27 protein-coding genes are annotated in these 20,627 nt (G+C 59.4%); 26 read left to right on the forward strand and 1 reads right to left on the reverse strand.

What is annotated here, in order from left to right; translation table 11 throughout:
* Positions 1-24: 24 nt before the first annotated feature.
* From rpsH to P0G09_RS13990, 26 genes are all read left to right on the forward strand, one after another.
* Entirely contained in the window at positions 25-423 is a 399-nt protein-coding gene (rpsH, locus tag P0G09_RS13865; RefSeq protein ID WP_097773249.1) for a 30S ribosomal protein S8, read from the forward strand.
* 17 nt (positions 424-440) lie between these two features.
* A complete protein-coding gene (gene rplF / locus P0G09_RS13870) occupies positions 441-992 on the forward strand; it encodes a 50S ribosomal protein L6 (RefSeq protein WP_097771301.1) in 552 nt (183 codons plus the stop codon).
* A gap of 18 nt (positions 993-1,010) precedes the next feature.
* Complete coding sequence (gene rplR / locus P0G09_RS13875) at positions 1,011-1,370, forward strand: 50S ribosomal protein L18 (RefSeq protein WP_005934906.1); 360 nt, start codon at positions 1,011-1,013, stop codon at positions 1,368-1,370.
* A 19-nt stretch (positions 1,371-1,389) separates the two neighbouring features.
* A complete protein-coding gene (gene rpsE, locus P0G09_RS13880) occupies positions 1,390-1,890 on the forward strand; it encodes a 30S ribosomal protein S5 (protein WP_005934905.1) in 501 nt (166 codons plus the stop codon).
* Between the two features lie 14 nt (positions 1,891-1,904).
* Positions 1,905-2,090 (forward strand): 50S ribosomal protein L30, encoded by a 186-nt coding sequence (gene rpmD, locus P0G09_RS13885; RefSeq protein WP_005934904.1) that lies wholly within the window; start codon positions 1,905-1,907, stop codon positions 2,088-2,090.
* 20 nt (positions 2,091-2,110) lie between these two features.
* On the forward strand, positions 2,111-2,551 hold the full coding sequence (gene rplO / locus P0G09_RS13890; protein WP_005934902.1) for a 50S ribosomal protein L15: 441 nt from the start codon (positions 2,111-2,113) through the stop codon (positions 2,549-2,551).
* Between the two features lies 1 nt (position 2,552).
* Complete coding sequence (gene secY / locus P0G09_RS13895) at positions 2,553-3,848, forward strand: preprotein translocase subunit SecY (protein WP_275252949.1); 1,296 nt, start codon at positions 2,553-2,555, stop codon at positions 3,846-3,848.
* Between the two features lie 142 nt (positions 3,849-3,990).
* Positions 3,991-4,623: an adenylate kinase gene (locus P0G09_RS13900; RefSeq protein ID WP_005934900.1), complete on the forward strand. Its 633-nt coding sequence runs from the start codon at positions 3,991-3,993 to the stop codon at positions 4,621-4,623.
* A 2-nt stretch (positions 4,624-4,625) separates the two neighbouring features.
* Positions 4,626-5,417 (forward strand): type I methionyl aminopeptidase, encoded by a 792-nt coding sequence (gene map / locus P0G09_RS13905; RefSeq protein ID WP_097773250.1) that lies wholly within the window; start codon positions 4,626-4,628, stop codon positions 5,415-5,417.
* Between the two features lie 383 nt (positions 5,418-5,800).
* A complete protein-coding gene (gene infA / locus P0G09_RS13910; protein ID WP_005937979.1) occupies positions 5,801-6,052 on the forward strand; it encodes a translation initiation factor IF-1 in 252 nt (83 codons plus the stop codon).
* Between the two features lie 35 nt (positions 6,053-6,087).
* On the forward strand, positions 6,088-6,201 hold the full coding sequence (rpmJ, locus tag P0G09_RS13915) for a 50S ribosomal protein L36 (RefSeq protein ID WP_005921832.1): 114 nt from the start codon (positions 6,088-6,090) through the stop codon (positions 6,199-6,201).
* An 81-nt stretch (positions 6,202-6,282) separates the two neighbouring features.
* Entirely contained in the window at positions 6,283-6,654 is a 372-nt protein-coding gene (rpsM, locus tag P0G09_RS13920) for a 30S ribosomal protein S13 (RefSeq protein WP_005937976.1), read from the forward strand.
* Between the two features lie 14 nt (positions 6,655-6,668).
* Positions 6,669-7,079: a 30S ribosomal protein S11 gene (gene rpsK, locus P0G09_RS13925; protein WP_005934894.1), complete on the forward strand. Its 411-nt coding sequence runs from the start codon at positions 6,669-6,671 to the stop codon at positions 7,077-7,079.
* Between the two features lie 20 nt (positions 7,080-7,099).
* Complete coding sequence (rpsD, locus tag P0G09_RS13930; RefSeq protein ID WP_005934893.1) at positions 7,100-7,702, forward strand: 30S ribosomal protein S4; 603 nt, start codon at positions 7,100-7,102, stop codon at positions 7,700-7,702.
* Between the two features lie 110 nt (positions 7,703-7,812).
* Positions 7,813-8,769 (forward strand): DNA-directed RNA polymerase subunit alpha, encoded by a 957-nt coding sequence (locus P0G09_RS13935; RefSeq protein WP_035394747.1) that lies wholly within the window; start codon positions 7,813-7,815, stop codon positions 8,767-8,769.
* 25 nt (positions 8,770-8,794) lie between these two features.
* Positions 8,795-9,136, forward strand: coding sequence for a 50S ribosomal protein L17 (gene rplQ / locus P0G09_RS13940; RefSeq protein ID WP_005934891.1), 342 nt, complete (start codon positions 8,795-8,797; stop codon positions 9,134-9,136).
* Between the two features lie 299 nt (positions 9,137-9,435).
* Positions 9,436-10,740, forward strand: a complete 1,305-nt coding sequence (locus P0G09_RS13945) for a hypothetical protein (RefSeq protein WP_275252951.1) — start codon at positions 9,436-9,438, stop codon at positions 10,738-10,740.
* A gap of 116 nt (positions 10,741-10,856) precedes the next feature.
* The gene (locus tag P0G09_RS13950; RefSeq protein WP_005934889.1) at positions 10,857-11,561 is read left to right on the forward strand and encodes a response regulator transcription factor; all 705 of its coding nucleotides are present in this window, start codon (positions 10,857-10,859) and stop codon (positions 11,559-11,561) included.
* 81 nt (positions 11,562-11,642) lie between these two features.
* Complete coding sequence (locus P0G09_RS13955; RefSeq protein ID WP_098924248.1) at positions 11,643-13,064, forward strand: HAMP domain-containing sensor histidine kinase; 1,422 nt, start codon at positions 11,643-11,645, stop codon at positions 13,062-13,064.
* Between the two features lie 81 nt (positions 13,065-13,145).
* The gene (locus P0G09_RS13960) at positions 13,146-14,093 is read left to right on the forward strand and encodes a DUF1385 domain-containing protein (protein ID WP_275252952.1); all 948 of its coding nucleotides are present in this window, start codon (positions 13,146-13,148) and stop codon (positions 14,091-14,093) included.
* The gene (gene prmC, locus P0G09_RS13965; protein WP_275252953.1) at positions 14,087-14,938 is read left to right on the forward strand and encodes a peptide chain release factor N(5)-glutamine methyltransferase; all 852 of its coding nucleotides are present in this window, start codon (positions 14,087-14,089) and stop codon (positions 14,936-14,938) included. The genes P0G09_RS13960 and prmC overlap by 7 nt, the downstream gene beginning before the upstream one ends.
* Positions 14,939-15,064: 126 nt before the next feature.
* Positions 15,065-16,246, forward strand: coding sequence for a recombinase RecA (gene recA, locus P0G09_RS13970; protein WP_275252954.1), 1,182 nt, complete (start codon positions 15,065-15,067; stop codon positions 16,244-16,246).
* On the forward strand, positions 16,247-16,759 hold the full coding sequence (locus P0G09_RS13975) for a RecX family transcriptional regulator (protein ID WP_275252955.1): 513 nt from the start codon (positions 16,247-16,249) through the stop codon (positions 16,757-16,759).
* 191 nt (positions 16,760-16,950) lie between these two features.
* Complete coding sequence (gene rimO, locus P0G09_RS13980) at positions 16,951-18,276, forward strand: 30S ribosomal protein S12 methylthiotransferase RimO (RefSeq protein WP_275252957.1); 1,326 nt, start codon at positions 16,951-16,953, stop codon at positions 18,274-18,276.
* 18 nt (positions 18,277-18,294) lie between these two features.
* Complete coding sequence (gene pgsA / locus P0G09_RS13985) at positions 18,295-18,885, forward strand: CDP-diacylglycerol--glycerol-3-phosphate 3-phosphatidyltransferase (RefSeq protein ID WP_275252958.1); 591 nt, start codon at positions 18,295-18,297, stop codon at positions 18,883-18,885.
* Positions 18,882-19,544 carry a hypothetical protein gene (locus tag P0G09_RS13990; RefSeq protein WP_275252959.1) on the forward strand — a complete coding sequence of 221 codons (663 nt, stop codon included), beginning with the start codon at positions 18,882-18,884 and terminating at the stop codon, positions 19,542-19,544. Before pgsA ends, P0G09_RS13990 begins: the two co-directional genes overlap by 4 nt.
* 55 nt (positions 19,545-19,599) lie before the next feature.
* Here P0G09_RS13990 and asnA read toward each other — a convergent pair whose 3' ends face one another.
* Entirely contained in the window at positions 19,600-20,613 is a 1,014-nt protein-coding gene (gene asnA, locus P0G09_RS13995) for an aspartate--ammonia ligase (RefSeq protein ID WP_156066138.1), read from the reverse strand.
* Positions 20,614-20,627 lie beyond the last annotated feature (14 nt).

Raw genomic sequence — 20,627 nt, forward strand, 5'->3', positions numbered from 1 at the left:
CTAATCTAAGGAGGTTAGTGGCACATGCAGATTACTGATCCTATCGCGGACCTGCTGACTCGCATCCGCAACGCTAGCACTGCCAAACACCCTTCTGTGGAGATCCCCGCTTCCAACATGAAGAAGGCTATCTGCCAGATTCTGGTTGACGAGGGCTACATCAAGGGCATGCAGGTGAAGAACGACACCGTTCAGGGCACCATCGTTGTCACCCTGAAGTACCAGGCTAACGGCGAGCCCGTTATCTCTGGCCTGCGCCGCGTGTCCAAGCCCGGCCTGCGCATCTACACCAACTGCGAGGATATGCCGAAGGTCATGAAGGGCCTGGGCACCGCAATCATTTCCACCTCTAAGGGCATCATGACCGATAAGGCTGCTCGTGCTGCGCACGTTGGCGGCGAGGTCCTGGCCTTTGTGTGGTAAGAAAGGGGTAAAAGACAATGTCGAGAATTGGAAGAAAACCCATCGTCATTCCTGCCGGCGTCACTGTTACTGTTGATGAAGCAGCACACACTGTCGCTGTCAAGGGCCCCAAGGGCAGCCTGAATTCCAACTTCCACCCCCTGATGACCGTTAAGGTCGAGGGCAATGAAGTTCTGGTTACCCGCCCCAATGACGATCCCAAGGCCCGCAGCCTGCACGGCCTGACCCGTACCAACATCGCTAACATGGTCAACGGTGTTGTGAACGGCTACGAGAAGAAGCTGGAGATCGTGGGCGTTGGCCTGCGCTGCCAGAAGCAGGGCTCCAACCTGGTTATGAACCTGGGCTTCTCCCACCAGGTGAATGTCCCCGATACCGAGGACTGCACCATTGTGTGGCAGGACCCCAACCACTTCTCTGTCACTGGTATTGACAAGCAGAAGGTGGGCCAGTACGCCGCCGAGATCCGCGCCAAGAAGCCGCCCGAACCCTACAAGGGCAAGGGCATCCGCTACGCAGGCGAGGTTGTCAAGCACAAAGAAGGCAAGGCCGGCAAGGGCAAGAAATAAGGTAAGGAGTGAAAGACAATGGTTAAGCAGATCGACAAGAACGAAGCTCGTCTTCGTCGTCATCGCCGCGTTCGTAACAAGATCAGCGGCACCGCAGCACGTCCCCGTCTGGATGTTTTCCGCTCCGCCAAGCACATTTACGCTCAGATCATCGATGATGAGCAGGGCGTGACCCTGGTGTCTGCATCCACTATGGACAAGGACTTCAATGGTTTCGGCGGCAACGTCGAGGCCGCAGCTGAGATCGGCAAGAAGGTCGCAGCAAAGGCTCTGGAGAAGGGCATCACCGAGGTCGTGTTCGACCGTGGTGGCTACGTTTATCATGGCCGTGTTAAGGCCCTGGCTGATGGCGCCCGTGAGGGCGGCCTGAAGCTGTAATGAGAGGAGGAAACACATTATGGCTATGAGAAACCGTGAAGACGACGGCATGATCACCAAGGTTGTCTCCATCAACCGCGTTTCCAAGACTGTCAAGGGCGGCCGCATCATGAAGTTTGCCGCTCTGGTTGTCGTGGGCGACGGCAAGGGCACCATCGGTTATGGCATCGGCAAGTCTGGCGAAGTGCCTGAGGCAATCCGCAAGGGCGAGGCTGCTGCAAAGAAGAACATGCACAAGGTTGCCCTGAAGGGCACCACCATCCCCCACGAGATCGTCGGCAAGTACGGCGCAGGTGCCGTTCTGCTCAAGCCGGCTGCACCCGGTACCGGCATGATCGCCGGCGGCCCTGTGCGTGCCGTCATTGAGGCTGCTGGCATCAAGGACGTCCGTGCGAAGTCTATGCGTTCCAACAACCCCATCAACGTTGTTTCTGCTACCTTCGCAGGTCTGTGCGGCCTGGTCAGCGCGGAGTCCGTCGCTGAGAAGCGCGGCAAGACCGTGAGTGAGATTCTGGGTTAAGGAGGTAACAAACCATGGCAGATAAGATGCTCAAGATCGAGCTGAAGAAGAGCCTGATCGGCCGCGGCGCTAAGCAGATCGCTACCGCTGAGGCCCTGGGCCTGAAGAAGCCGGGCGACGTTACCGTTCAGCCTGACAATGCCGCTACGCAGGGCAAGATCGCAAAGATCGGCTTTATGCTCAGCGTCACCGAAGCCTAATAGCAGGGGGTATACGCATAATGAAACTTCATGAACTGCACGCTATTCCCGGTGCAAACAAGGCTGTGACCCGCAAGGGCCGCGGCATTGGCTCCGGCAATGGCAAGACTGCCGGTTTCGGCAGCAAGGGCCAGAAGGCCCGTTCCGGCGTGAAGCACGCTGGTTTCGAGGGCGGCCAGATGCCTCTGGCACGCCGCCTGCCGAAGGTTGGCTTTAACAACATCTTTGCTACCCAGTACGCCATTGTTAACGTGGCTGACCTGGAAGCAGCTTTCAACGCTGGCGATGTCGTTGACACCGAGGCTCTGAAGGCAAAGGGTCTGGTCAAGAAGACTCTGGACGGTGTTAAGGTCCTGGGCAACGGCGAGCTGACCAAGGCTCTGACCGTCAAGGCCGCAGCCTATTCCGCTTCTGCCAAAGAGAAAATCGAGAAGGCAGGCGGAAAGGCTGAGGTGATGTAAGGTGTTCCAGACATTCCGTAACGCATGGAAGATTCCCGAGCTTAAAAATCGTCTCCTGTTCACGCTGGCGATCCTCGTGGTGTATCGTCTGGGCAGCGCCATCCCCGTTCCGTTCATCACCGGTTCTGCACTGAACCAGATGTTCTCCAACGGCAATATGCTCTCGTATCTCGATATGATGAGCGGTGGTGCCCTGTCTCGGTGCACACTCTTCGCGTTAGGTGTGACGCCTTATATCAACGCTTCCATCATTGTGCAGCTGCTCACCGTTGCAATCCCCGCCCTGGAAAACATGGCGAAGGAAGCCGACGGCCAGCAGAAGATGCAGCAGATCACCCGGTATGTCGGCGGTGTCATCGCTCTGGTGATGAGCCTCGGCTACTACTTCGTGATCCGCAATATGGGCGCACTGAAGTACACCAGCGGCACGGCCGGTATCTTTACCGCCGTTGTCATCATTGCCACCTTTACCGCAGGTGCGCAGCTGATCACCTGGTGTGGTGAGCAGATCGACGACAAGGGTATCGGCAACGGTATCTCTCTGTTGATCTTCTCCTCGATCGTTTCCAACTGGTCCAGCGTCTACACCACCGTCACGGGTCTGCTGACCCGCGCCGCTGCAGGCGAGACCCGGTTCTATATCCTGCTGCCCCTGCTGCTGGTGCTGGCACTGGTTGTGATCGTGTTCATCGTTGTTATGACCAACGCTGAGCGCCGCATCACCATCCAGTATGCCAAGCGTGTGGTGGGCCGCAAGCAGATGGGCGGGCAGAACAGCTACCTGCCCCTGAAGCTGAACATGAGCGGCGTGATGCCCATCATCTTCGCTTCCGCGATGGTTTCGATCCCCGGCACCATCGGCAGCTTCCTGCAGATCGATCAGGCAGCACATCCGTTCTGGTATGCTTTCTTCCATACCTTCAACTACACGTCGCTGCTCTACATCGTGATCTACCTGCTGCTGATCCTGGCCTTCAACTACTTCTATGTGGCCATCCAGTACAACCCCGTTGAGATCGCCAACAATCTGCGCCGCAACAACGGCTCGATCCCCGGCTTCCGTCCCGGCAAGCCGACCAGCGATTTCCTGACCCGCACCCTGAACAAGATCACCCTCATGGGTGCCATCTTCCTGGCTGCGGTGGCTGTACTGCCGATCATTCTGGGCAACCTGACCGGTATGAGCATCCAGCTGGGCGGTACCAGCCTACTGATCGTGGTTGGTGTGGCACTTGATACCACCCGCAGCCTCGACAGCTTTATGACGATGCGCAACCACAAGGGTTTCCTTGGCTGATCTAAAACAAAAGCACTGATGTGAGAAAGCACTGGAAAGGGGAGCATGCTCGTACTTTTCAGTGCTTTTTTGCTTTGAAGGGGCGTTAGTTCCTTCAAACATCAAAAAAAGGCTCCTTTGATAGAGGAAAGGAAGAATACCTATGAATCTGATTCTGTTAGGCGCACCCGGCGCGGGCAAAGGCACCCAGGCCGAGATCATCTGCGCAAAGCTGAACATCCCCTCCATCAGCACCGGCAACATCCTGCGCGCTGCTGTCAAGGAAGGCACCGAGATGGGCCTGAAGGCAAAGAGCTTCATGGACGCTGGCGCTCTGGTGCCCGATGAGGTCATCATCGGCATCCTGAAGGAACGCCTGGCACAGGACGACTGCGCCAACGGCTTCATCCTGGACGGCGTGCCCCGCACCATCGCTCAGGCCGAGGCCATCGAGACCATGGGCATCCGCATCGACAAGGTGCTGGAGCTGTCTGTGGCGGACGATGTCATCGTGGAGCGGATGAGCGGCCGCCGCGTCTGCGAGAAGTGCGGCGCAAGCTACCACATCATCAACAAGAAGAGCAAGGTCGAGGGCGTGTGCGACCTGTGCGGCGGCAAGACCGTCATCCGCAAGGACGACCAGCCCGCTACCGTTCTGGATCGCCTGAAGGCTTACCACGAGCAGACCGAGCCGCTGGTGGCGTTCTACCGTGAGCGCGGCAAGCTGGCCGTGATCCCCTTCTGCCCCTCCATCGAGGAGACGACCGCTGAAGTGATGAAGGCACTGGAGGCATAATCGTGATCCAAATCAAGAATGCGAAAGAACTGGACGGAATGCGCAGGGCCAATGCCCTGAGCGCAGCTGCCCTGAAGTACGGCGGCCAGCACATTGAGGCTGGCATGACCACCTGGGAACTGGATAAGCTGATCTACGATTTCATCGTAAAGCACGGCGGTACCCCCAACTTCAAGGGACTGTACGGTTTCCCGGGAACGGCCTGCATCAGCCTGAATGACACCATCATCCATGGCATCCCGTCGCATGATATCGTCATCCGCCCGGGCGACATCGTCAGCATCGACACCGGTGCAAAGGTCGATGGCTTCAATGGCGACAATGCCTGCACCTATGCGGTGGGCAAGGTCGACCTGGAAGCACAGCGCCTGCTGGATGTGACCAAGGCAGCCCTGTACAAGGGCATCGAGCAGGCAAAGGCCGGCAACCGCATCGGTGATATCGGCTATGCGGTGCAGAGCTACTGCGAGGACGCAGGCTTCTCCGTGGTCCGGGAGTTCGTGGGCCACGGCACCGGTCGTGAACTGCACGAGGACCCCGAGGTGCCCAACTACGGCCATCAGGGCCGCGGCCCCCGCCTTGTGCCCGGCATGACCATTGCCATTGAGCCTATGATCTGCCAGTACGACTGCAAGATCACCCAGGCCAAGGACGGCTGGACGGTCAAGACCAAGGACGGCGGTCTGGCAGCGCACTTCGAGCACTCGAACGCGATCCTGAAGGATCACACCGAGATCATGACCCGCTTCTGGGATGATCCCGATTTTGATCCCGAGACCTTCTGCCTGAAGTAAGCAAACCGGTACAGCATCCCCCAAGGCCTCCCGGAAACGGGAGGTCTTTTTGCATCCGGAGCACGTCCTTTGTGCAATTCTGACAAGTTTTGGTGAAAAATTTTCATCTTCCCGGTGGAGAAGCGCAAAACCGGGGCGGGGAAACGGCCGGTTTGAAAATACAAGAATTTTTTATCGGAAATACGGAAAAAACACTTGCAAATCTATTGCAAAAGGTGTATAATCTATAAATGGCCGTGACAGCCAGATGCTTTCTCGGTGGACAGGGATTTTCTGCCCACTTTGCGGATTTTGTGCCGCAGGAGAAGAAGTATGTGGCGGTTATCGCCGCCTGTCCGTCAATTCATGGCAAACTGAGCAGATCCAATGAGGAGGCAAATAGCTTGTCTAAAGAAGACGTTATCGAGATCGAAGGCATCGTGCGTGAAGCCATGCCCAACGCCATCTTTAAGGTGGAAATGTTGAGCGAGGATAAGAACACCGGGAAGCTCACTCCCAGCGGGCACATCCTCTTAGCGCACATCTCCGGCAAGCTGCGGACCAATTTCATCCGTATCCTGCCCGGGGACAAGGTTACCGTAGAAATGTCGCCCTATGACTTGTCAAAGGGCCGCATCACCTGGCGCTCCAAATAAGTGCCAGGGCATCAACCAAAAGGAGGTTCAACATCATGAAGGTCAAGCCTTCCGTGAAACCCATCTGCGAAAAGTGCAAGGTCATCCGCCGCAAAGGCCGCGTGATGGTCATCTGCCAGAACCCCAAGCATAAGCAGCGCCAGGGCTAATTCGGGCGCCTGGGGGTCAAGTGCGTAGAGTCCCGGCGCAGACCCCGACACTGACATGGGATGATTTTGGAGGATACTACTATGGCACGTATTGCCGGCGTTGACCTGCCCCGCGAGAAGCGCGTTCAGGTGGGTCTCACCTACGTTTACGGTATCGGTCAGACCACTGCTAACAAGATCCTGGAAGCAACTGGCATCAACCCCGATACCCGCGTCAAGGACCTGACTCTGGAAGAAGAGGCTAAGATCCGTGACTACATCGATCAGGCTAACATCATCGTTGAGGGCGACCTGCGCCGCAACGTTGCTCTGGACATCAAGCGCCTGGTTGAGATCCAGTCCTTCCGTGGCACCCGCCATCGCAAGAATCTGCCCTGCCGCGGCCAGCGCACCAAGACCAATGCACGTACCTGCAAGGGTCCCAAGCGCACTGTCGCTAACAAGAAGAAGTAAGGAGGATTTGAGAAATGGCAAGTGCAAATAACGCCAAGAAGGGCGCAAATGTCCGCATGAAGCGGAAAGAGCGCAAGAACATTGCTGCTGGTCAGGCTCATATCCAGTCTACCTTCAACAATACTGTCGTTACCATCACCGACCTGCAGGGTAATGCAGTGTCCTGGTGCTCCTCTGGCTCCCTGAACTTCCGTGGCAGCCGTAAGAGCACCCCGTTCGCAGCCCAGTCTGCTGCCGAGACCGCAGCTAAGGTTGCAATCGAGCATGGCATGAAGACTGTTGAAGTCTACGTCAAGGGCCCCGGCGCTGGCCGTGAGTCCGCTATCCGTGCGCTGCAGGCTACCGGCCTGGAAGTCACCCTGATCAAGGACGTGACTCCCATCCCCCACAACGGCTGCCGTCCCCCGAAGCGCCGTCGTGTCTGATCGAAGGAGGAAATTGAATTATGGCAAAGAATACGCAGCCTATCGCAAAGCGTTGCAAGGCCCTGGGCATTTCTCCTGCGGTCATGGGCTATGCAAAGAAGAATACCACCCGCAACTCCAACGGCAATGTCCGCAAGAAGCAGTCTGAGTACGCATCTCAGCTGAAGGAGAAGCAGAAGGTTAAGTTTATCTACGGCGTCCTGGAGAAGCAGTTCCACAATGCTTACCTGCGTGCTGAGGCTCGCCCCGGCAAGACCGGTGAGAACCTGCTCCAGATCATGGAGTGCCGTCTGGACAACGTCGTGTTCCGCCTGGGCTTTGCTCAGACCCGCCGCGACGCTCGTCAGCTGGTGAGCCACGCTCACTTCACCGTCAATGGCAAGAAGGTCAACATTCCTTCCTACCAGGTCAAGGCCGGTGACGTGATCGAAGTTCGTGAGTCCAGCCGTTCTTCTGCTAAGTTCGCAAAGCTCGTTGGCCCCGAGGCTCCCGTTGTGGCTCTGCCTTCCTGGCTGAACCGTGAGGCCGGCACCCTGAAGGGTGTTGTGACCAAGCTCCCCGAGCGCAGCGACATCGACTACGAAGTTGCAGAGCACCTCATCGTCGAGCTGTACTCCAAGTAATCCATTAAGAAGGGGAAGCCTTCCTTCTGGATGGCGACCTTTCGCATTCTTTTTAAAAGAATTTAATAATGGGCCGATGGCAACATCGGTTTGACAAGGAGGGCATAGATATGATGGAGATTGAACGTCCCAAAATCGAAACGGCAAGCCTGTCCCCGGACGGTCGCTACGGCAGATTCGTGGCGGAGCCTCTGGAGCGTGGCTTTGGCATCACACTGGGCAACAGCCTGCGTCGTGTGCTTCTTTCCTCTCTGCCCGGTGTCGCCGTGACCAGCGTCAAGATCGACGGCGTGGTTCACGAGTTCTCCACCATTGAGGGCGTCAAGGAAGACGTTACCGAAATTGTCCTGAACCTGAAGGGTATTGCTGCAAAGCTGTACACCGACGGGCCGAAGACAGTGCGTGTTGAGGCAGTCGGCCCTTGTGAGGTTACTGCGGACAACATCAAGCAGGGCGACGATATTGAGATCCTGAACCCTGAATGGCACATTGCAACCCTGGGCGAGGGCGGCAAGCTCGTCATGGAGCTCACCTTCGATAAGGGCCGCGGTTATGTGCCTGCAGAGCGCAACAAGCAGGCCATCGTCGAGAAGAACGATATCAACACTCTTCCCGTCGATAGCATTTACACCCCCGTGCTCAAGGTGAATTATAACGTTGAGAGCACCCGTGTTGGACAGGCCATCGATTACGACAAGCTGACCATCGAGGTTTGGACGGATGGCACGATCAATGCACAGGAAGCCGTTTCTCTGGCTGCCCGTGTGCTGACCGAGCACCTGAACCTCTTCGTCAACCTGTCCGATGAGGCTGCCGGTACGGAGATCATGGTGGAGAAGACCAACGACGATAAGGAAAAGGCTCTGGAGATGACCATCGAAGAGCTGGATCTGAGCGTCCGTTCCTTCAACTGCCTGAAGCGCGCCGGTATCAACACGGTGGAGGATCTGGTCAGCAAGAGCGAGGACGAGATGATGAAAGTCCGTAACCTCGGCCGCAAGAGCCTGGAAGAAGTCATGGCAAAGCTGGACTCCCTGGGCTTCAAGCTGAACACAGACGATGAGTAACTAAAATAATAAGGAGTGAAACGGGATGCCCGGTACCAGAAAGCTCGGTAGAACCAGCGACAGCCGCAACGCTATGATGCGCGCTATGGTCACCTACCTGTTAGAGAATGGCAAGATTGAGACCACTGTCACTCGCGCTAAGGACGTTCGTTCCATGGCCGAGAAGATGATCACCCTGGGTAAGGCCAGCGACCTGCACACCAAGCGTCAGGTCTACGCCTACATCACCAAGGAAGATGTTGCAAAGAAGCTGTTTGATGAGATCAGCCCCAAGTACGCTGACCGCAACGGCGGCTACACCCGCATCATCAAGATCGGCGCTCGCCGCGGCGACGCTGCTGAGATGGCAGTTCTGGAGCTCGTCTGATCGACTCTGACTGTTCAAACAGTGTAACAAAGGCTCTTTCCCTTCGGGGAAAGGGCCTTTTTTGCATCGTGTGGACTGGGCAGCGCGGCATTCCCACGCAAGTGAAACGGGCCATTCCATCGCCCGCCCTACTGCCTGCGGCAGCAGGGTTCCACCCCAGCGGACACTTGCTTTGGGAACACCCCGCTGCCCGGTTGGGCGTTAGCAGCTGGGGCTTGTGATGGCGGGGCAAGAATGCTATAATTATACTGTATTTCTGCACGACTTTGCGAATTTTCCACAGAAGGGAGGGGCGGCGGTTGAAAAGACGACGGTTTCTGGTGCTGAGTGCAGGCTGCATGATGGGCCTGCTCTCGGCGTGCGGCCTTCCGATGTCGGAAAATGTGCAGGTGGAGGAGCTGCTGCGTGCCCCGCGCCTTCCGGGCGACTACGGTGCACTGCAAAATGCCCTGAACGAATGGCTGGGGGAGAGCGCCCAGCTGAAATACCCGATGCAGGGGGAGCTGCTCTCGCCGTTCCTTTTGCAGGATCTGGATGGTGACGGCCAGCAGGATGCCGCTGTTCTCTACACCACGGCCCAGAGCTCCAACGTCTGCATTGCATTTTTGCAGAAGGATGCCGCAGGCGTGTGGCAGGTCCGCCAGAGCATCGAGGGTCTGGCGGATACAGTGGACAATGTCCGGCTGGCACAGCTGCAGGATGGTGCCGCCACCCAGCTGGTAGTGGGGTACCTCGCCGCGCAGGGCGACAGCTATCTGGCGGTGTACTCCTACGAGAACGGCACGGTCAATGCCATTCTGGAACAGTCCTATGAGCAGTATCTGGTGGAGGATATCACCGGCGGCGGCAACGAGGATCTGATCCTGATGTCCACGCTGGAGGACGGCGGGGTGCAGATCGAGCTGCTGACCGTTGACCGGGACGGGATGTTCCAGCAGGTGGCTGTCATGGGCCTTTCGGCAGATAAGTTCTCGGGCTGTGCCGCTGTGGCGGCGGGCCTGGGAGCGGACGGAAAGCGCTATCTGGTGCTGGACGGCTGGACCGGCCTCTCGGGCAACAATCTGGCCACGGTGCTGCTCTACTTCGATGAGGAAAGCCAGCAGATGCTGCCCGCGGAGCAGATCAGCACCAGTGAGCTGTACAATGCGTCCCTGCGCAATGTCTCCACGCTGGTCAGCCGGGATCTGGACGGCGACGGCATCGTGGAGATCCCCACCCAGCCCGACGAAGCGGGCCTGCTGAACCTGAGCCAGAGCCGACGAATGGATTTTATCGTCTGGATGGACTATACCAGCCCGGAGCCGGAAAAGAGCTTCGGCCTGCTGGACGAGGAGAGCAGCTGCTACATTGAGCTGCCTGCCGAGTGGGAGGGCAACCTGATGCTCACCGACAGCGCTGAGGGAGAGGAAGCCGTGGAGCTGCGCACCGTGGACGAGGGGAAACTGGTGCTGACCATGCGCCTGGTTCCTTCCAGCGAGAGCGCGGCGGGCTGGACCCGCCTGGGCGTGGTGGCATCCCGCCAGATGCAGGCCAAGTTCGGGCCGGACGTGGTGCTGAAGGATCAGAGCTATCGACTGTCCCGGTCGTTGTACCGGTTGAATTGATGATGCCGCTCAGTTTTGCAGAAGTTTACCGGATGCAGGCTGGGTGTTCTGAGGTGAAATGCTTCTCCGTGTGCTCTTGGGCAGAGGGAGAAGGCAGAAAAATATGGAGGTCTTAGATGGTCAAGGTACTTGTGGTAGAGGATGAAGCCAGCATCCGCGAGATGATCGCGCTGAACCTGCGGCTGGCGGGGATGGAGGCGGTGGAGGCCGACAGCGCCGAAGCCGCCCTGCCTCTGCTGGAGCAGAAGCCCGGCTGTGATGCTGCCATTCTGGATGTGATGCTGCCCGGCATGAATGGGTTCTCGCTCTGCGAGACCATCCGCCGCACCGACCAGAAGATCGGCATCATCATCCTGAGTGCCAAGGGGCAGGAGCAGGACAAGATCCGCGGCCTGTCCATCGGCGCGGATGACTATATGACCAAGCCTTTCAGCGTCAGTGAGCTGCTGGCCCGTGTGGAGGCCCTCTGCCGCCGGGTGGGCCGCTCGGGCGGCGGCTCCGCTGCAGACGAAAATGCCCCCACCACGCTGGTCAGCGGGGAATTTGTGCTGGATGAGAACCGCCGTGTTCTCCTCAAGGCCGGGCGGCAGATCGAGCTGACCCAGGTGGAGTTCCAGATCATGGAGCTGTTCTTCCACAACCCCGGCATCGCGCTGGTGCGGGAAAAGATCCTGAAGGGCGTGTGGGGCGAGAACTACTTCGGCGATGTGAAGATCGTGGATGTGAACATCCGCCGTCTGCGGATGAAGGTGGAAGATGAGCCCAGCCACCCCACCCACATTATGACAGTGTGGGGCTACGGCTACCGGTGGGAGGAGTAAAGAAAAAACTCTCAGTTGCGCTGTGCTCGACAGCTCTCCCAATAGGAGAGCCAGGATTACTAACAGAAAGGAGGAAAAGCAATGCGCAGTGGGATTACCAACCGCTGGCTGCGGGGAAGCCTGTTCCTGACCGTGCTGCTGGTGCTGCTGGTGGAGAGCATGTTCGTGTACAACTTCGGCCGCAGCTACTACAACAGCGTCCAGCAGACCATGATGCGGCGTTTTTCCTCCATCAACGGTCAGCTGAAAATGTACACCGGCGACACGGCTCAGAAGACCGCGGCCAACCGCAGTGTGGCCCTGCGCCGGATGGTGGAGCAGTTTGCGGATAAAGACAAATATGAGTTCATGCTGCTGGACGGTTACGGCGGCGTGATCGCCTCGTCCAGCGGCACAGGTGCGGACGGCATCGTGGTGCAGGACGATTTTAACAAGGCGCAGGATGCACCGGACGGCGTGGGTGTGGCCATCTACCGCACCGCCAGCGGGGAAACGGTCATGGCCGTATGCAGTCTGGTGCCCTATGCGGCCGAGGACGTGGCTGCCATGCGCCTTGTCACCAGTCTGACGCTGGTGCAGGCGCAGCTGAAGAGCGTTTTCATCGTCAGCCTGATCGTGGTGGCTGCCATTCTGGGCTTTACAGTGGCCTCTGGTCTGTACTTCGTGCGGGGCATCGTGGTGCCGCTGGGGCAGGTGGAGCGGATCGCCGCCAGCATCGCCCGGGGAGAACTGGATGTCCGCCTGCCTGTGACCGGTGACGAGCGGGACGAGGTGGACCGCCTGCGCGGCACCATCAATCAGATGGCCGAGGGGCTGGAAGAGACGGAGAAGATGAAGAATGAATTCATCAGCTCGGTCTCCCATGAGCTGCGCACGCCGCTCACCTCCATCCGGGGCTGGGTGGAGACCCTGCGCACCCTGGATGATCCCACCGATGAGAACTACCGCAAGGGGTTGGAGATCATCAACAACGAGACCGCCCGCCTGTACAACATGGTGGAGGAGCTGCTGGATTTCAGCCGCCTGCAGAATGGCCGCCTGAAAATGGAGTGCCGCCCCCTGGATCTTGTGGCCGAGCTGACGGACGCTGTCCTTTTCTGTGAAGCGCGCATCCAGCGGGAGGGGCTTCTGCTGGCCTATGCGGAGCCGGAGGAGATGATCCCGGTCTACGCCGACCCCGACCGCCTGCGGCAGGTGTTCATCAACATTCTGGACAATGCCATCAAGTATTCGGCCCCCGGCGGACGCATCACGGTCAAGATCTGGCAGGGCGAGTACAAAGCCTTCATCGAGATCATCGATCAGGGCCGCGGCATCCCGCCGGAGGATCTGGAAAACGTCAAGACCAAGTTTTACAAGGGCAGCAACTCGGTGCGGGGCAGCGGCATCGGCCTTGCGCTGGTGGATTCCATTATGACCGCGCTGGACGGCACCATGGACCTCAAGAGCACGCTGGGCCGGGGCACGGTGGTCACCCTGGGCCTGCCGATCTATAAACGATAAGAGATTGTCCATATTTATCTGGTAAGATAGAGGGGCAGTTTTTACGATAGAGAGGGGCCGCAGCGCCCCATAGGAGAGCCAATGAATCAACCGAACAAGGAACGCTTCAAGACGAGTGTGGGCGGGCAGGCCCTGATGGAGGGCATTATGATGCGGGGCCCGAAAAACATCTGCTGTGCCGTCCGCAAGCCCGATGGCACCATTGAGACCAAGGTCGAGCCCACCCCCACCCACGGCGTGTGGACGAAGATCCCGCTGGTACGGGGAGCCATCTCGATGATCGAAAGCCTGATCATGGGATACAAGTACATGATGTACTCGGCACAGGTGAGCATGGGGGACGACTACGACCCCGCCGAAGAGGAGACCGCCTTTGAAAAATGGGTGGGCGACCATCTGGGCAAAAAGGCCGAAGATATCATGCTGGCGGCAGCTGCCGTGATCGGCGGGTTGTTTGCCATCCTGCTCTTCACCGTTCTGCCCACGGTGCTGGTGGGCGGCCTGAACCATCTGGTGTCGCTGGGCCGCTGGGCCAAGGTGGTGCTGGAGGCGGTGCTCAAGGTCGCCATCTTCCTGACCTACATGGCCGCCATCTCCCGGATGAAGGAGATCCACCGGGTGTTCGAGTACCACGGAGCCGAGCACAAGACCATTGCCTGCTACGAGGCCGGAGACCCCCTCACGGTGGAAAATGTCCGCAAATATACCCGCTTCCACCCCCGGTGCGGCACCAGCTTTTTGATCCTGGTGGTCATCGTCAGCGTGTTCCTGTACAGCGTGCTGCCCTGGTCCAGCACCAGCCTGCGGGTGGTGTTCAAGCTGCTGCTCCTGCCGCTGGTCATGGGCATCAGCTACGAGCTGCTCAAGTGGTGCGGCCGGTCGGACAACATCGCCACCCGCATCATCCGGCAGCCCGGCATCTGGGTGCAGCATTTGACCGTGTTTGAGCCGGACGACAGCATGATCGAGGTGGCCATTGCCGCCGTCACGCCGGTCCTGCCCGAGGACCCGGAGGACGGCAGATGGTAACCGCAGGGATGCTGCCCCGGGCGGCAGTCCGGGAGGTGGAGGCACGCCTGCGCGCCGCAGGCTGCCCCGACTCAGATTTTGACGCGGCCGAGCTCTTCCGGCTGGCAGTGGGCGGGGATGCCCGCCTTGCCGATGCTCCGCTGGGCGCAGAGCAGGCAGAGCGGCTGGAAGCCCTGACGGCCCGCCGCGCATCCCGGGAGCCTTTGCAGTACCTCTGCGGCAGCTGGCCCTTCCTTGACTTTGAGCTGGCTGTCGGCCCCGGCGTGCTCTGCCCCCGGGCCGATACTGAGGTGGTGGCCGAAGCCGCCGCCGGAATGCTGGCTGGGGTGGAGGCACCCCAGGTGCTCGACCTCTGCGCCGGCACGGGCTGTTTGGGGCTGGGCGTGAAGCGCTTCTACCCGGCGGCACAGGTCACCAGTCTGGAGAAGAGCCCTGCGGCATACCGCTATCTGGAGCAGAACGCCCATCTCTCCCCGGTACTGACCATCACCCCGGTGCAGGGAGATTTGTTCACCTACTGGCAGACCCTGCCGGAGGGGCAGCTCGACCTCATTGTGTCGAACCCGCCTTACCTGACCGCTGCCGAGATGGGCGCGCTGCAGCCCGAGGTGGCGCAGGAGCCTGCCATGGCGCTGGAAGCGGGGGAGGATGGGCTGGTATTTTACCGCGCCATTGCGGAACACTACCAGAAAGTTCTGCGCCCCGGCGGTGCCCTTGCCCTGGAGATCGGCTGGCAGCAGCGGGAAGCTGTAACGGCTCTGCTTGCCGCCAACGGGTGGACGGAGATCGCGTGCAGAAAAGACTTTGGCGGCAATGACCGCTGTGTGATGGCGAGAAAACAATAAAAATATCTACAACTTCCTGTTGTAATATCTGTAAAATGTGTTATACTAGTACCGAAAGAATTGGAATGCCCGCGCCTGCGTTTGGCCGCACCGCGCCGGGAACAGATGACAAAGGAGCATGACACTATGGCAAAAAATCAGAACAACAACGTTGCCCCGGCGACCCAGAAGATCGATCCCGGTGCCAAGAAGGATGCGCTGGCCACGGCACTGGCCCAGATCGAGAAGCAGTTCGGCAAGGGCGCTGTGATGAAGCTGGGCGACAACGCCGCCATGCAGGTGGATGCCATCTCGACCGGCAGCATCGGCCTAGATCTGGCACTGGGCGTGGGCGGCGTGCCCCGGGGCCGCATCATTGAGGTGTACGGCCCCGAATCCAGTGGTAAGACCACGCTGGCCCTGCATGTTCTGGCCGAAGCCCAGAAGAAGGGCGGCGATGTTGCCTTCATCGACGTGGAGCACGCGCTGGACCCTGTGTATGCCGAGGCGCTGGGTGTGGATATCAACAACCTGCTGGTCAGCCAGCCCGATACCGGTGAGCAGGCCATGGAAATCTGCGAGGCGCTGGTGCGCTCCGGTGCCATTGATGCCATCGTTGTGGACTCTGTTGCCGCCATGGTGCCCCGCGCCGAGATCGAGGGCGAGATGGGCGACAGCCATGTGGGCCTGCAGGCCCGCCTGATGAGCCAGGCCATGCGCAAGCTGACCAGCGTCATCGGCAAGACCAACACCGTCTGCATCTTCATCAACCAGCTGCGTGAAAAGGTCGGCGTGGTCTACGGCAACCCCGAGGTCACCACCGGCGGCCGCGCCCTGAAGTATTATTCCTCTGTCCGCATCGATATCCGCCGCGTGGAGGGCCTGAAGGATTCTTCTGGCCAGTTCATCGGCAACCACACCCGCGCCAAGATCGTCAAGAACAAGGTGGCTCCTCCGTTCCGTGAGGCGGAGTTCGACATCATGTTCGGCGAGGGCATCTCCAAGATGAGTGAGCTCATCGATCTGGGTGTCAAGCTGGGCATCGTTCAGAAGAGTGGTGCATGGTTCAACTACGGCGATATCCGCCTGGGTCAGGGCCGCGACAATGCCAAGCAGTTCCTGCGCGATAATCCCGAGATCGCCAACGATATCGAGGGTCAGGTGCGCGCCAATGCCGACAAGCTCTATGCCACCCGCCGCCCGGGGGGCAAGGCTGCCGCTGCCCCTGCAGAGGGGGAACCGGCCGCTCCTGCCACAGCAAAGGAGCCGGTGGTCAAGGCTCCCGCCCGCAGCAGCGAGAGTGAGCTGGATATCATGGTGGAAGAGTAAATGGCCTTTTACAGCCGTGGCCGCCGCCCGCTGGCCGAAGAGGAAAAATCTACCGATGCCGCCAAGGCCCGCACCCGGGCCATGGAGCTGCTGGCCGGGCAGGAGCTTTCCTCGGGCCAGCTGTATGAGCGGCTGAACCGCCGCTATACCCAGCAGATCAGTGCCGCCGTGGTGGCAGAGATGGTGCAGCGGGAGTATATCAACGATGCCCGCTATGCCGAGACCCGTGCCCACGCCCTGCTGGCGGCAAAAAAGAGCCGCCGCGCCGCTGCCCAGAATCTGCGGCAGAAGGGCCTGGCCGCAGGCGAGATCCAGCAGGCGCTGGATGCTGTTTACACCCCCGATGTTTCCGGCGAGGACCCGGAGCTGGAAGCCGCCGCCGCTCTGGTGGAGGGGCATTACCGCAAAAAGCTGGAAGCGGGCCGCAGGGATCTGGTCATTGCGGCCCTGCAGCGGCGGGGATTTTCGTATTCCGTCATTAAGGAAGCCATTCGGCGAATCGAAGAGGAATAAGTGATCCGTTGTATAACCTCTCAGTCTCGCATCCGCTCGACAGCTCCCCTAGTAGGGGAGCCCTTGGCAAAACGGGAAACTTCTCCCTTACTGCCAAGGCCTCTCCTACTAGGAGAGGTGGCATTGCGAAGCAATGACGGAGAGGTTATACAACGGAGATTTGACAAACAGGAAAGAGAGTATCCCTTTTTATGAAAATTGCATGTATTTCCCTTGGCTGCCCCAAGAACCAGGTCGATCTGGACGTGATGGTGCACATCCTGCTTTCGGCCGGTCACGAGACGGTGGCCGACCTGGGCGAAGCCGATGTTATTCTGGTCAACACCTGCGGTTTTATCGAGAGCGCCAAGACCGAGGCCATTGAGAACATTCTGGAGGCCTGCGCCTACAAGCAGCAGAACCCGGAGCTGAAGGTCATCGTCACCGGCTGCCTGGCCGAGCGTTACCGCAGCCAGATCGAGGAGGAGATCCCCGAGGTGGATGCTGTGGTGGGCTGTGCCTCCAACAAGGCCATTGACACCATCGTGGCCCGCCTGTTCCACGGTGAGAACCATCTGGAAAGCTACGGTGCCAAAAAGGACTTCCCGCTGGGCGGCAAGCGTGTCATCGGCACGCCTGCCCACTATGCGTACTTAAAGATCGCAGAGGGCTGCAACAACCGCTGCCACTACTGCGCCATCCCCGGCATCCGCGGCCCGCTGCACAGCCGCGATCTGGCCGACTGCGTGGCCGAGGCCCGCTGGCTGGCCGGTGAGGGCGTGAAGGAGCTGATCGTGGTGGCCCAGGACCCCACCGCCTATGGCGAGGACTGGGGCAAGCCCGGCAGCATCTGTGAGCTGCTGGACAAGCTGAACAAGGTGCCGGGCCTTGAGTGGATCCGCATCATGTACGCCTACCCCGAGCGCATCACCGATGACTTTATTGCTGCCATGAAGCGCAACGAGAAGGTGGTGCCCTACCTCGACCTGCCCATCCAGCACTGCAACGATACCATCCTCAAGAACATGAACCGCCGCTCCACCCGTGCGGAGCTGCTGGAGGTCATCGGCAAGCTGCGCCGGGAGATCCCCGGCATCACTCTGCGCACCACCCTGATCGCAGGCTTCCCCGGGGAGACCGAGGAGCAGTTCGAGGACCTGTGCAACTTTGTCAAGGAGGTCAGATTTGACCGTCTGGGCTGCTTTGCCTATTCTGCCGAGGAGAACACCGTGGCCGCAAAGATGGACGGCCAGATCGATCAGGAGACCAAGGACCGGCGCGCAGAGCTGGTGATGCAGATCCAGACCGGCATCATGGCCCAGAAACAGGCCGAAAAGGTGGGCCAGACCGTCCGTGTGCTCTGTGACGGCATCGACGAGGAGAGCGGCCTGTACCTCTGCCGCACCACCGGCGATGCCCCCGAGGTGGACGGCAATGTCTGCGTTTCCAGCGAGGAGACGCTCTACCCCGGCCAGTTCTATGATGTGCTGGTGGAGGACAGTGACCTTTACGATCTGTACGGAACGGTTGCAAAATAACAAATTGGAGGAATCTGTATGAATCTGCCCAATAAACTTACCCTGACCCGCATCATTCTGGTGCCGGTGTTCATGGTCTTCGTTTCCCTGACCCAGATCGGCACGGAAGATTTCAATCCCACCTGGTATCTGGTGGCGGGCATCATCTTTGCCGCGGCCAGCTTTACCGATTTTCTGGACGGCCATCTGGCCCGCAAGTGGAACATGGTCACCGACTTTGGCAAGTTTGCCGACCCGCTGGCCGACAAGCTGCTGACCACCGTGGCCTTCATTTACATGCTGCGGGACGGTGTGTGCAGCCCGGTGGTGCTCTGCATCATCCTGGCCCGTGAGTTTGCCGTGTCCGGTCTGCGGATGGTGGCCGCCGGTGCCAAGGACGGCAAGGTGATCGCCGCCAACATGTGGGGCAAGGTCAAGACTGTGCTGCAGATGCTGACCATCATCTTCTACTACTTCGGCATCGCATTGACCTGGGGCAATTCCGTTATGATAGGCGCTGACTGTGTGTTCCTCTCTTACTGGCTGTGCTGGCTGGTGGCCATTGCCACTGCCATCTCCGGCATCAAGTACCTGTGGGACAACCGCAGCTTCATCAATACCGCAAAATGATCAAGAAGATCGCCATTCTCTGTTCCATTTTCCTGAACCTCTGCATCGTGCGGTGGGAGCCGGTGGCCATCCGGATGACCTGGGAAGCGGTGGGCAGCCAGACCTTCACCTTTTACACCGAGAACTCCAATGTCTTTGCGTTCTTCGTCTGCCTGCTGGTGGCGGTGTGTCAGGTGATCTGCCTGTTCACGGGGCGGCAACTGCCCCGCTGGGTCAAGATGCTCAAGTTCGTTGCCACCTGCTGCCTGACCATGACCTTCCTGACCGTGGTGTTCGTGCTGGGGCCCTACTGTGCCGACCAGGGCGGCGTGGTGTTTTTGCTGACCGAGAGCTCCATGCTCTACCACCATCTGCTCAACCCGCTGTGTGCCTTTGTCTCCTTTGTCCTGCTGGAACGGGAGCCAAAGCTGCCTGCGCGGTGCGTTCCGCTGGCGCTGGTTCCCACGATGCTCTATGGCTCTGTGGCCCTCTGGGCCAATTACCAGCGGCTCATCACCGGGCCTTACCCGTTCCTGCTGGTCTATCAGCAGACCCCCCGGCAGACGGTGCTGTGGTGTGCGGCCATCCTGGCCATGAACCTGCTCTATGCCTGGCTTGTCTGGCGGCTGGGCGGGAACTGCCGCAAAAAGAGAAATGTGGGCTTGCTTTTCAGGAGCTGAGATGCAAAAAAGGCTCTCTGCCGGTTTTGGCAGAGAGCCTTTTCTCGTATTTTGCTTACAGCAGGGGGATCCCGGCCTTTGCGCAGGCCGCACGGGTGGCTTCGTCCCAGACGCTTGCCTGTACTTCGCCGATGTGGGCGCTGCCCAGCAGCAGCATGCACAGACGACTCTGGCCGATGCCGCCGCCGATGGTGTAGGGCAGCTCACCGTTCAGCACTGCCTTGTGGAAGGGCAGGGTGCGGCGGTCGTCACAGCCTGCCATGGTCAGCTGCCGGTCCATGCTCTCGGGGCTGACGCGGATACCCATGCTGCTCAACTCGTAGCTGCACTGCAGGGGCTCGTTCCAGAACAGCAGGTCACCGTTCAGGTCCCAGTCGTCGTAGTCGGGGGCGCGGCCGTCGTGGGGCTTGCCGCTCTTCAGGGGAGCACCGATCTTCATCAGGAAGGTGGTGCCGTTTTCCTTTACAAAGGCGTTCTCGCGCTCCTTCGGGGTCAGGTCAGGGTACTTGTCCTCCAGCTCCTGGGTGGTGATAAAGGTCACGTTGGGGGTGTGCAGGGGCAGATCCTGCAGCTGGGGGAACATGGCGTGCAGGTTCATCTCGGTGGCGCAGACGGCCGACACGATGGAGCGCACCACGTTCTTCAGGTAGGCCTCGCTGCGGTCCTCCTTGCGGATGACTTTCTCCCAGTCCCACTGGTCCACATAGACGGAGTGGAGGTTGTCCAGCTCCTCGTCCCGGCGGATGGCGTTCATGTCGCAGTACAGGCCCTTGCCCACGCGGAAGCCGTAGTCCTTCAGGGCCTTGCGCTTCCACTTTGCCAGCGACTGCACCACCTGTGCCTCAATGCCGCTGTCCCGGATGTCAAAGGTGACCTTGCGTTCCACGCCATTCAGGTCGTCGTTCAGGCCGGTGGAAGCCTCCAGAAACAGCGGAGCCGACACGCGGTAGAGGTTCAGCGTGGCACACAGGGTGTCGGCAAACAGCCGCTTCACGGTGCCGATGGCACGCTGGGTGTCGTACAGGTTCAGCGCGGGTGTGTAGTTCTGCGGGATCATCGTTTTGCTCATAACAGTTTACCCCT

Origin of the sequence: Faecalibacterium sp. DFI.5.82 (assembly GCF_029076575.1) — a bacterium.
Lineage (GTDB): Bacteria > Bacillota > Clostridia > Oscillospirales > Ruminococcaceae > Faecalibacterium > Faecalibacterium duncaniae.

Bases quoted from the DNA above. Each gene is read 5' to 3' on its own strand.
- rpsH (WP_097773249.1), top strand. From the start codon at position 25: ATGCAGATTACTGATCCTATCGCGGACCTGCTGACTCGCATCCGCAAC.
- rplF (WP_097771301.1), top strand. From the start codon at position 441: ATGTCGAGAATTGGAAGAAAACCCATCGTCATTCCTGCCGGCGTCACT.
- rplR (WP_005934906.1), top strand. From the start codon at position 1,011: ATGGTTAAGCAGATCGACAAGAACGAAGCTCGTCTTCGTCGTCATCGC.
- rpsE (WP_005934905.1), top strand. From the start codon at position 1,390: ATGGCTATGAGAAACCGTGAAGACGACGGCATGATCACCAAGGTTGTC.
- rpmD (WP_005934904.1), top strand. From the start codon at position 1,905: ATGGCAGATAAGATGCTCAAGATCGAGCTGAAGAAGAGCCTGATCGGC.
- rplO (WP_005934902.1), top strand. From the start codon at position 2,111: ATGAAACTTCATGAACTGCACGCTATTCCCGGTGCAAACAAGGCTGTG.
- P0G09_RS13900 (WP_005934900.1), top strand. From the start codon at position 3,991: ATGAATCTGATTCTGTTAGGCGCACCCGGCGCGGGCAAAGGCACCCAG.
- rpmJ (WP_005921832.1), top strand. From the start codon at position 6,088: ATGAAGGTCAAGCCTTCCGTGAAACCCATCTGCGAAAAGTGCAAGGTC.
- rpsM (WP_005937976.1), top strand. From the start codon at position 6,283: ATGGCACGTATTGCCGGCGTTGACCTGCCCCGCGAGAAGCGCGTTCAG.
- rpsK (WP_005934894.1), top strand. From the start codon at position 6,669: ATGGCAAGTGCAAATAACGCCAAGAAGGGCGCAAATGTCCGCATGAAG.
- rpsD (WP_005934893.1), top strand. From the start codon at position 7,100: ATGGCAAAGAATACGCAGCCTATCGCAAAGCGTTGCAAGGCCCTGGGC.
- P0G09_RS13935 (WP_035394747.1), top strand. From the start codon at position 7,813: ATGATGGAGATTGAACGTCCCAAAATCGAAACGGCAAGCCTGTCCCCG.
- rplQ (WP_005934891.1), top strand. From the start codon at position 8,795: ATGCCCGGTACCAGAAAGCTCGGTAGAACCAGCGACAGCCGCAACGCT.
- P0G09_RS13950 (WP_005934889.1), top strand. From the start codon at position 10,857: ATGGTCAAGGTACTTGTGGTAGAGGATGAAGCCAGCATCCGCGAGATG.
- P0G09_RS13955 (WP_098924248.1), top strand. From the start codon at position 11,643: ATGCGCAGTGGGATTACCAACCGCTGGCTGCGGGGAAGCCTGTTCCTG.
- P0G09_RS13960 (WP_275252952.1), top strand. From the start codon at position 13,146: ATGAATCAACCGAACAAGGAACGCTTCAAGACGAGTGTGGGCGGGCAG.
- prmC (WP_275252953.1), top strand. From the start codon at position 14,087: ATGGTAACCGCAGGGATGCTGCCCCGGGCGGCAGTCCGGGAGGTGGAG.
- recA (WP_275252954.1), top strand. From the start codon at position 15,065: ATGGCAAAAAATCAGAACAACAACGTTGCCCCGGCGACCCAGAAGATC.
- P0G09_RS13975 (WP_275252955.1), top strand. From the start codon at position 16,247: ATGGCCTTTTACAGCCGTGGCCGCCGCCCGCTGGCCGAAGAGGAAAAA.
- rimO (WP_275252957.1), top strand. From the start codon at position 16,951: ATGAAAATTGCATGTATTTCCCTTGGCTGCCCCAAGAACCAGGTCGAT.
- pgsA (WP_275252958.1), top strand. From the start codon at position 18,295: ATGAATCTGCCCAATAAACTTACCCTGACCCGCATCATTCTGGTGCCG.
- P0G09_RS13990 (WP_275252959.1), top strand. From the start codon at position 18,882: ATGATCAAGAAGATCGCCATTCTCTGTTCCATTTTCCTGAACCTCTGC.
- asnA (WP_156066138.1), bottom strand. From the start codon at position 20,613: ATGAGCAAAACGATGATCCCGCAGAACTACACACCCGCGCTGAACCTG.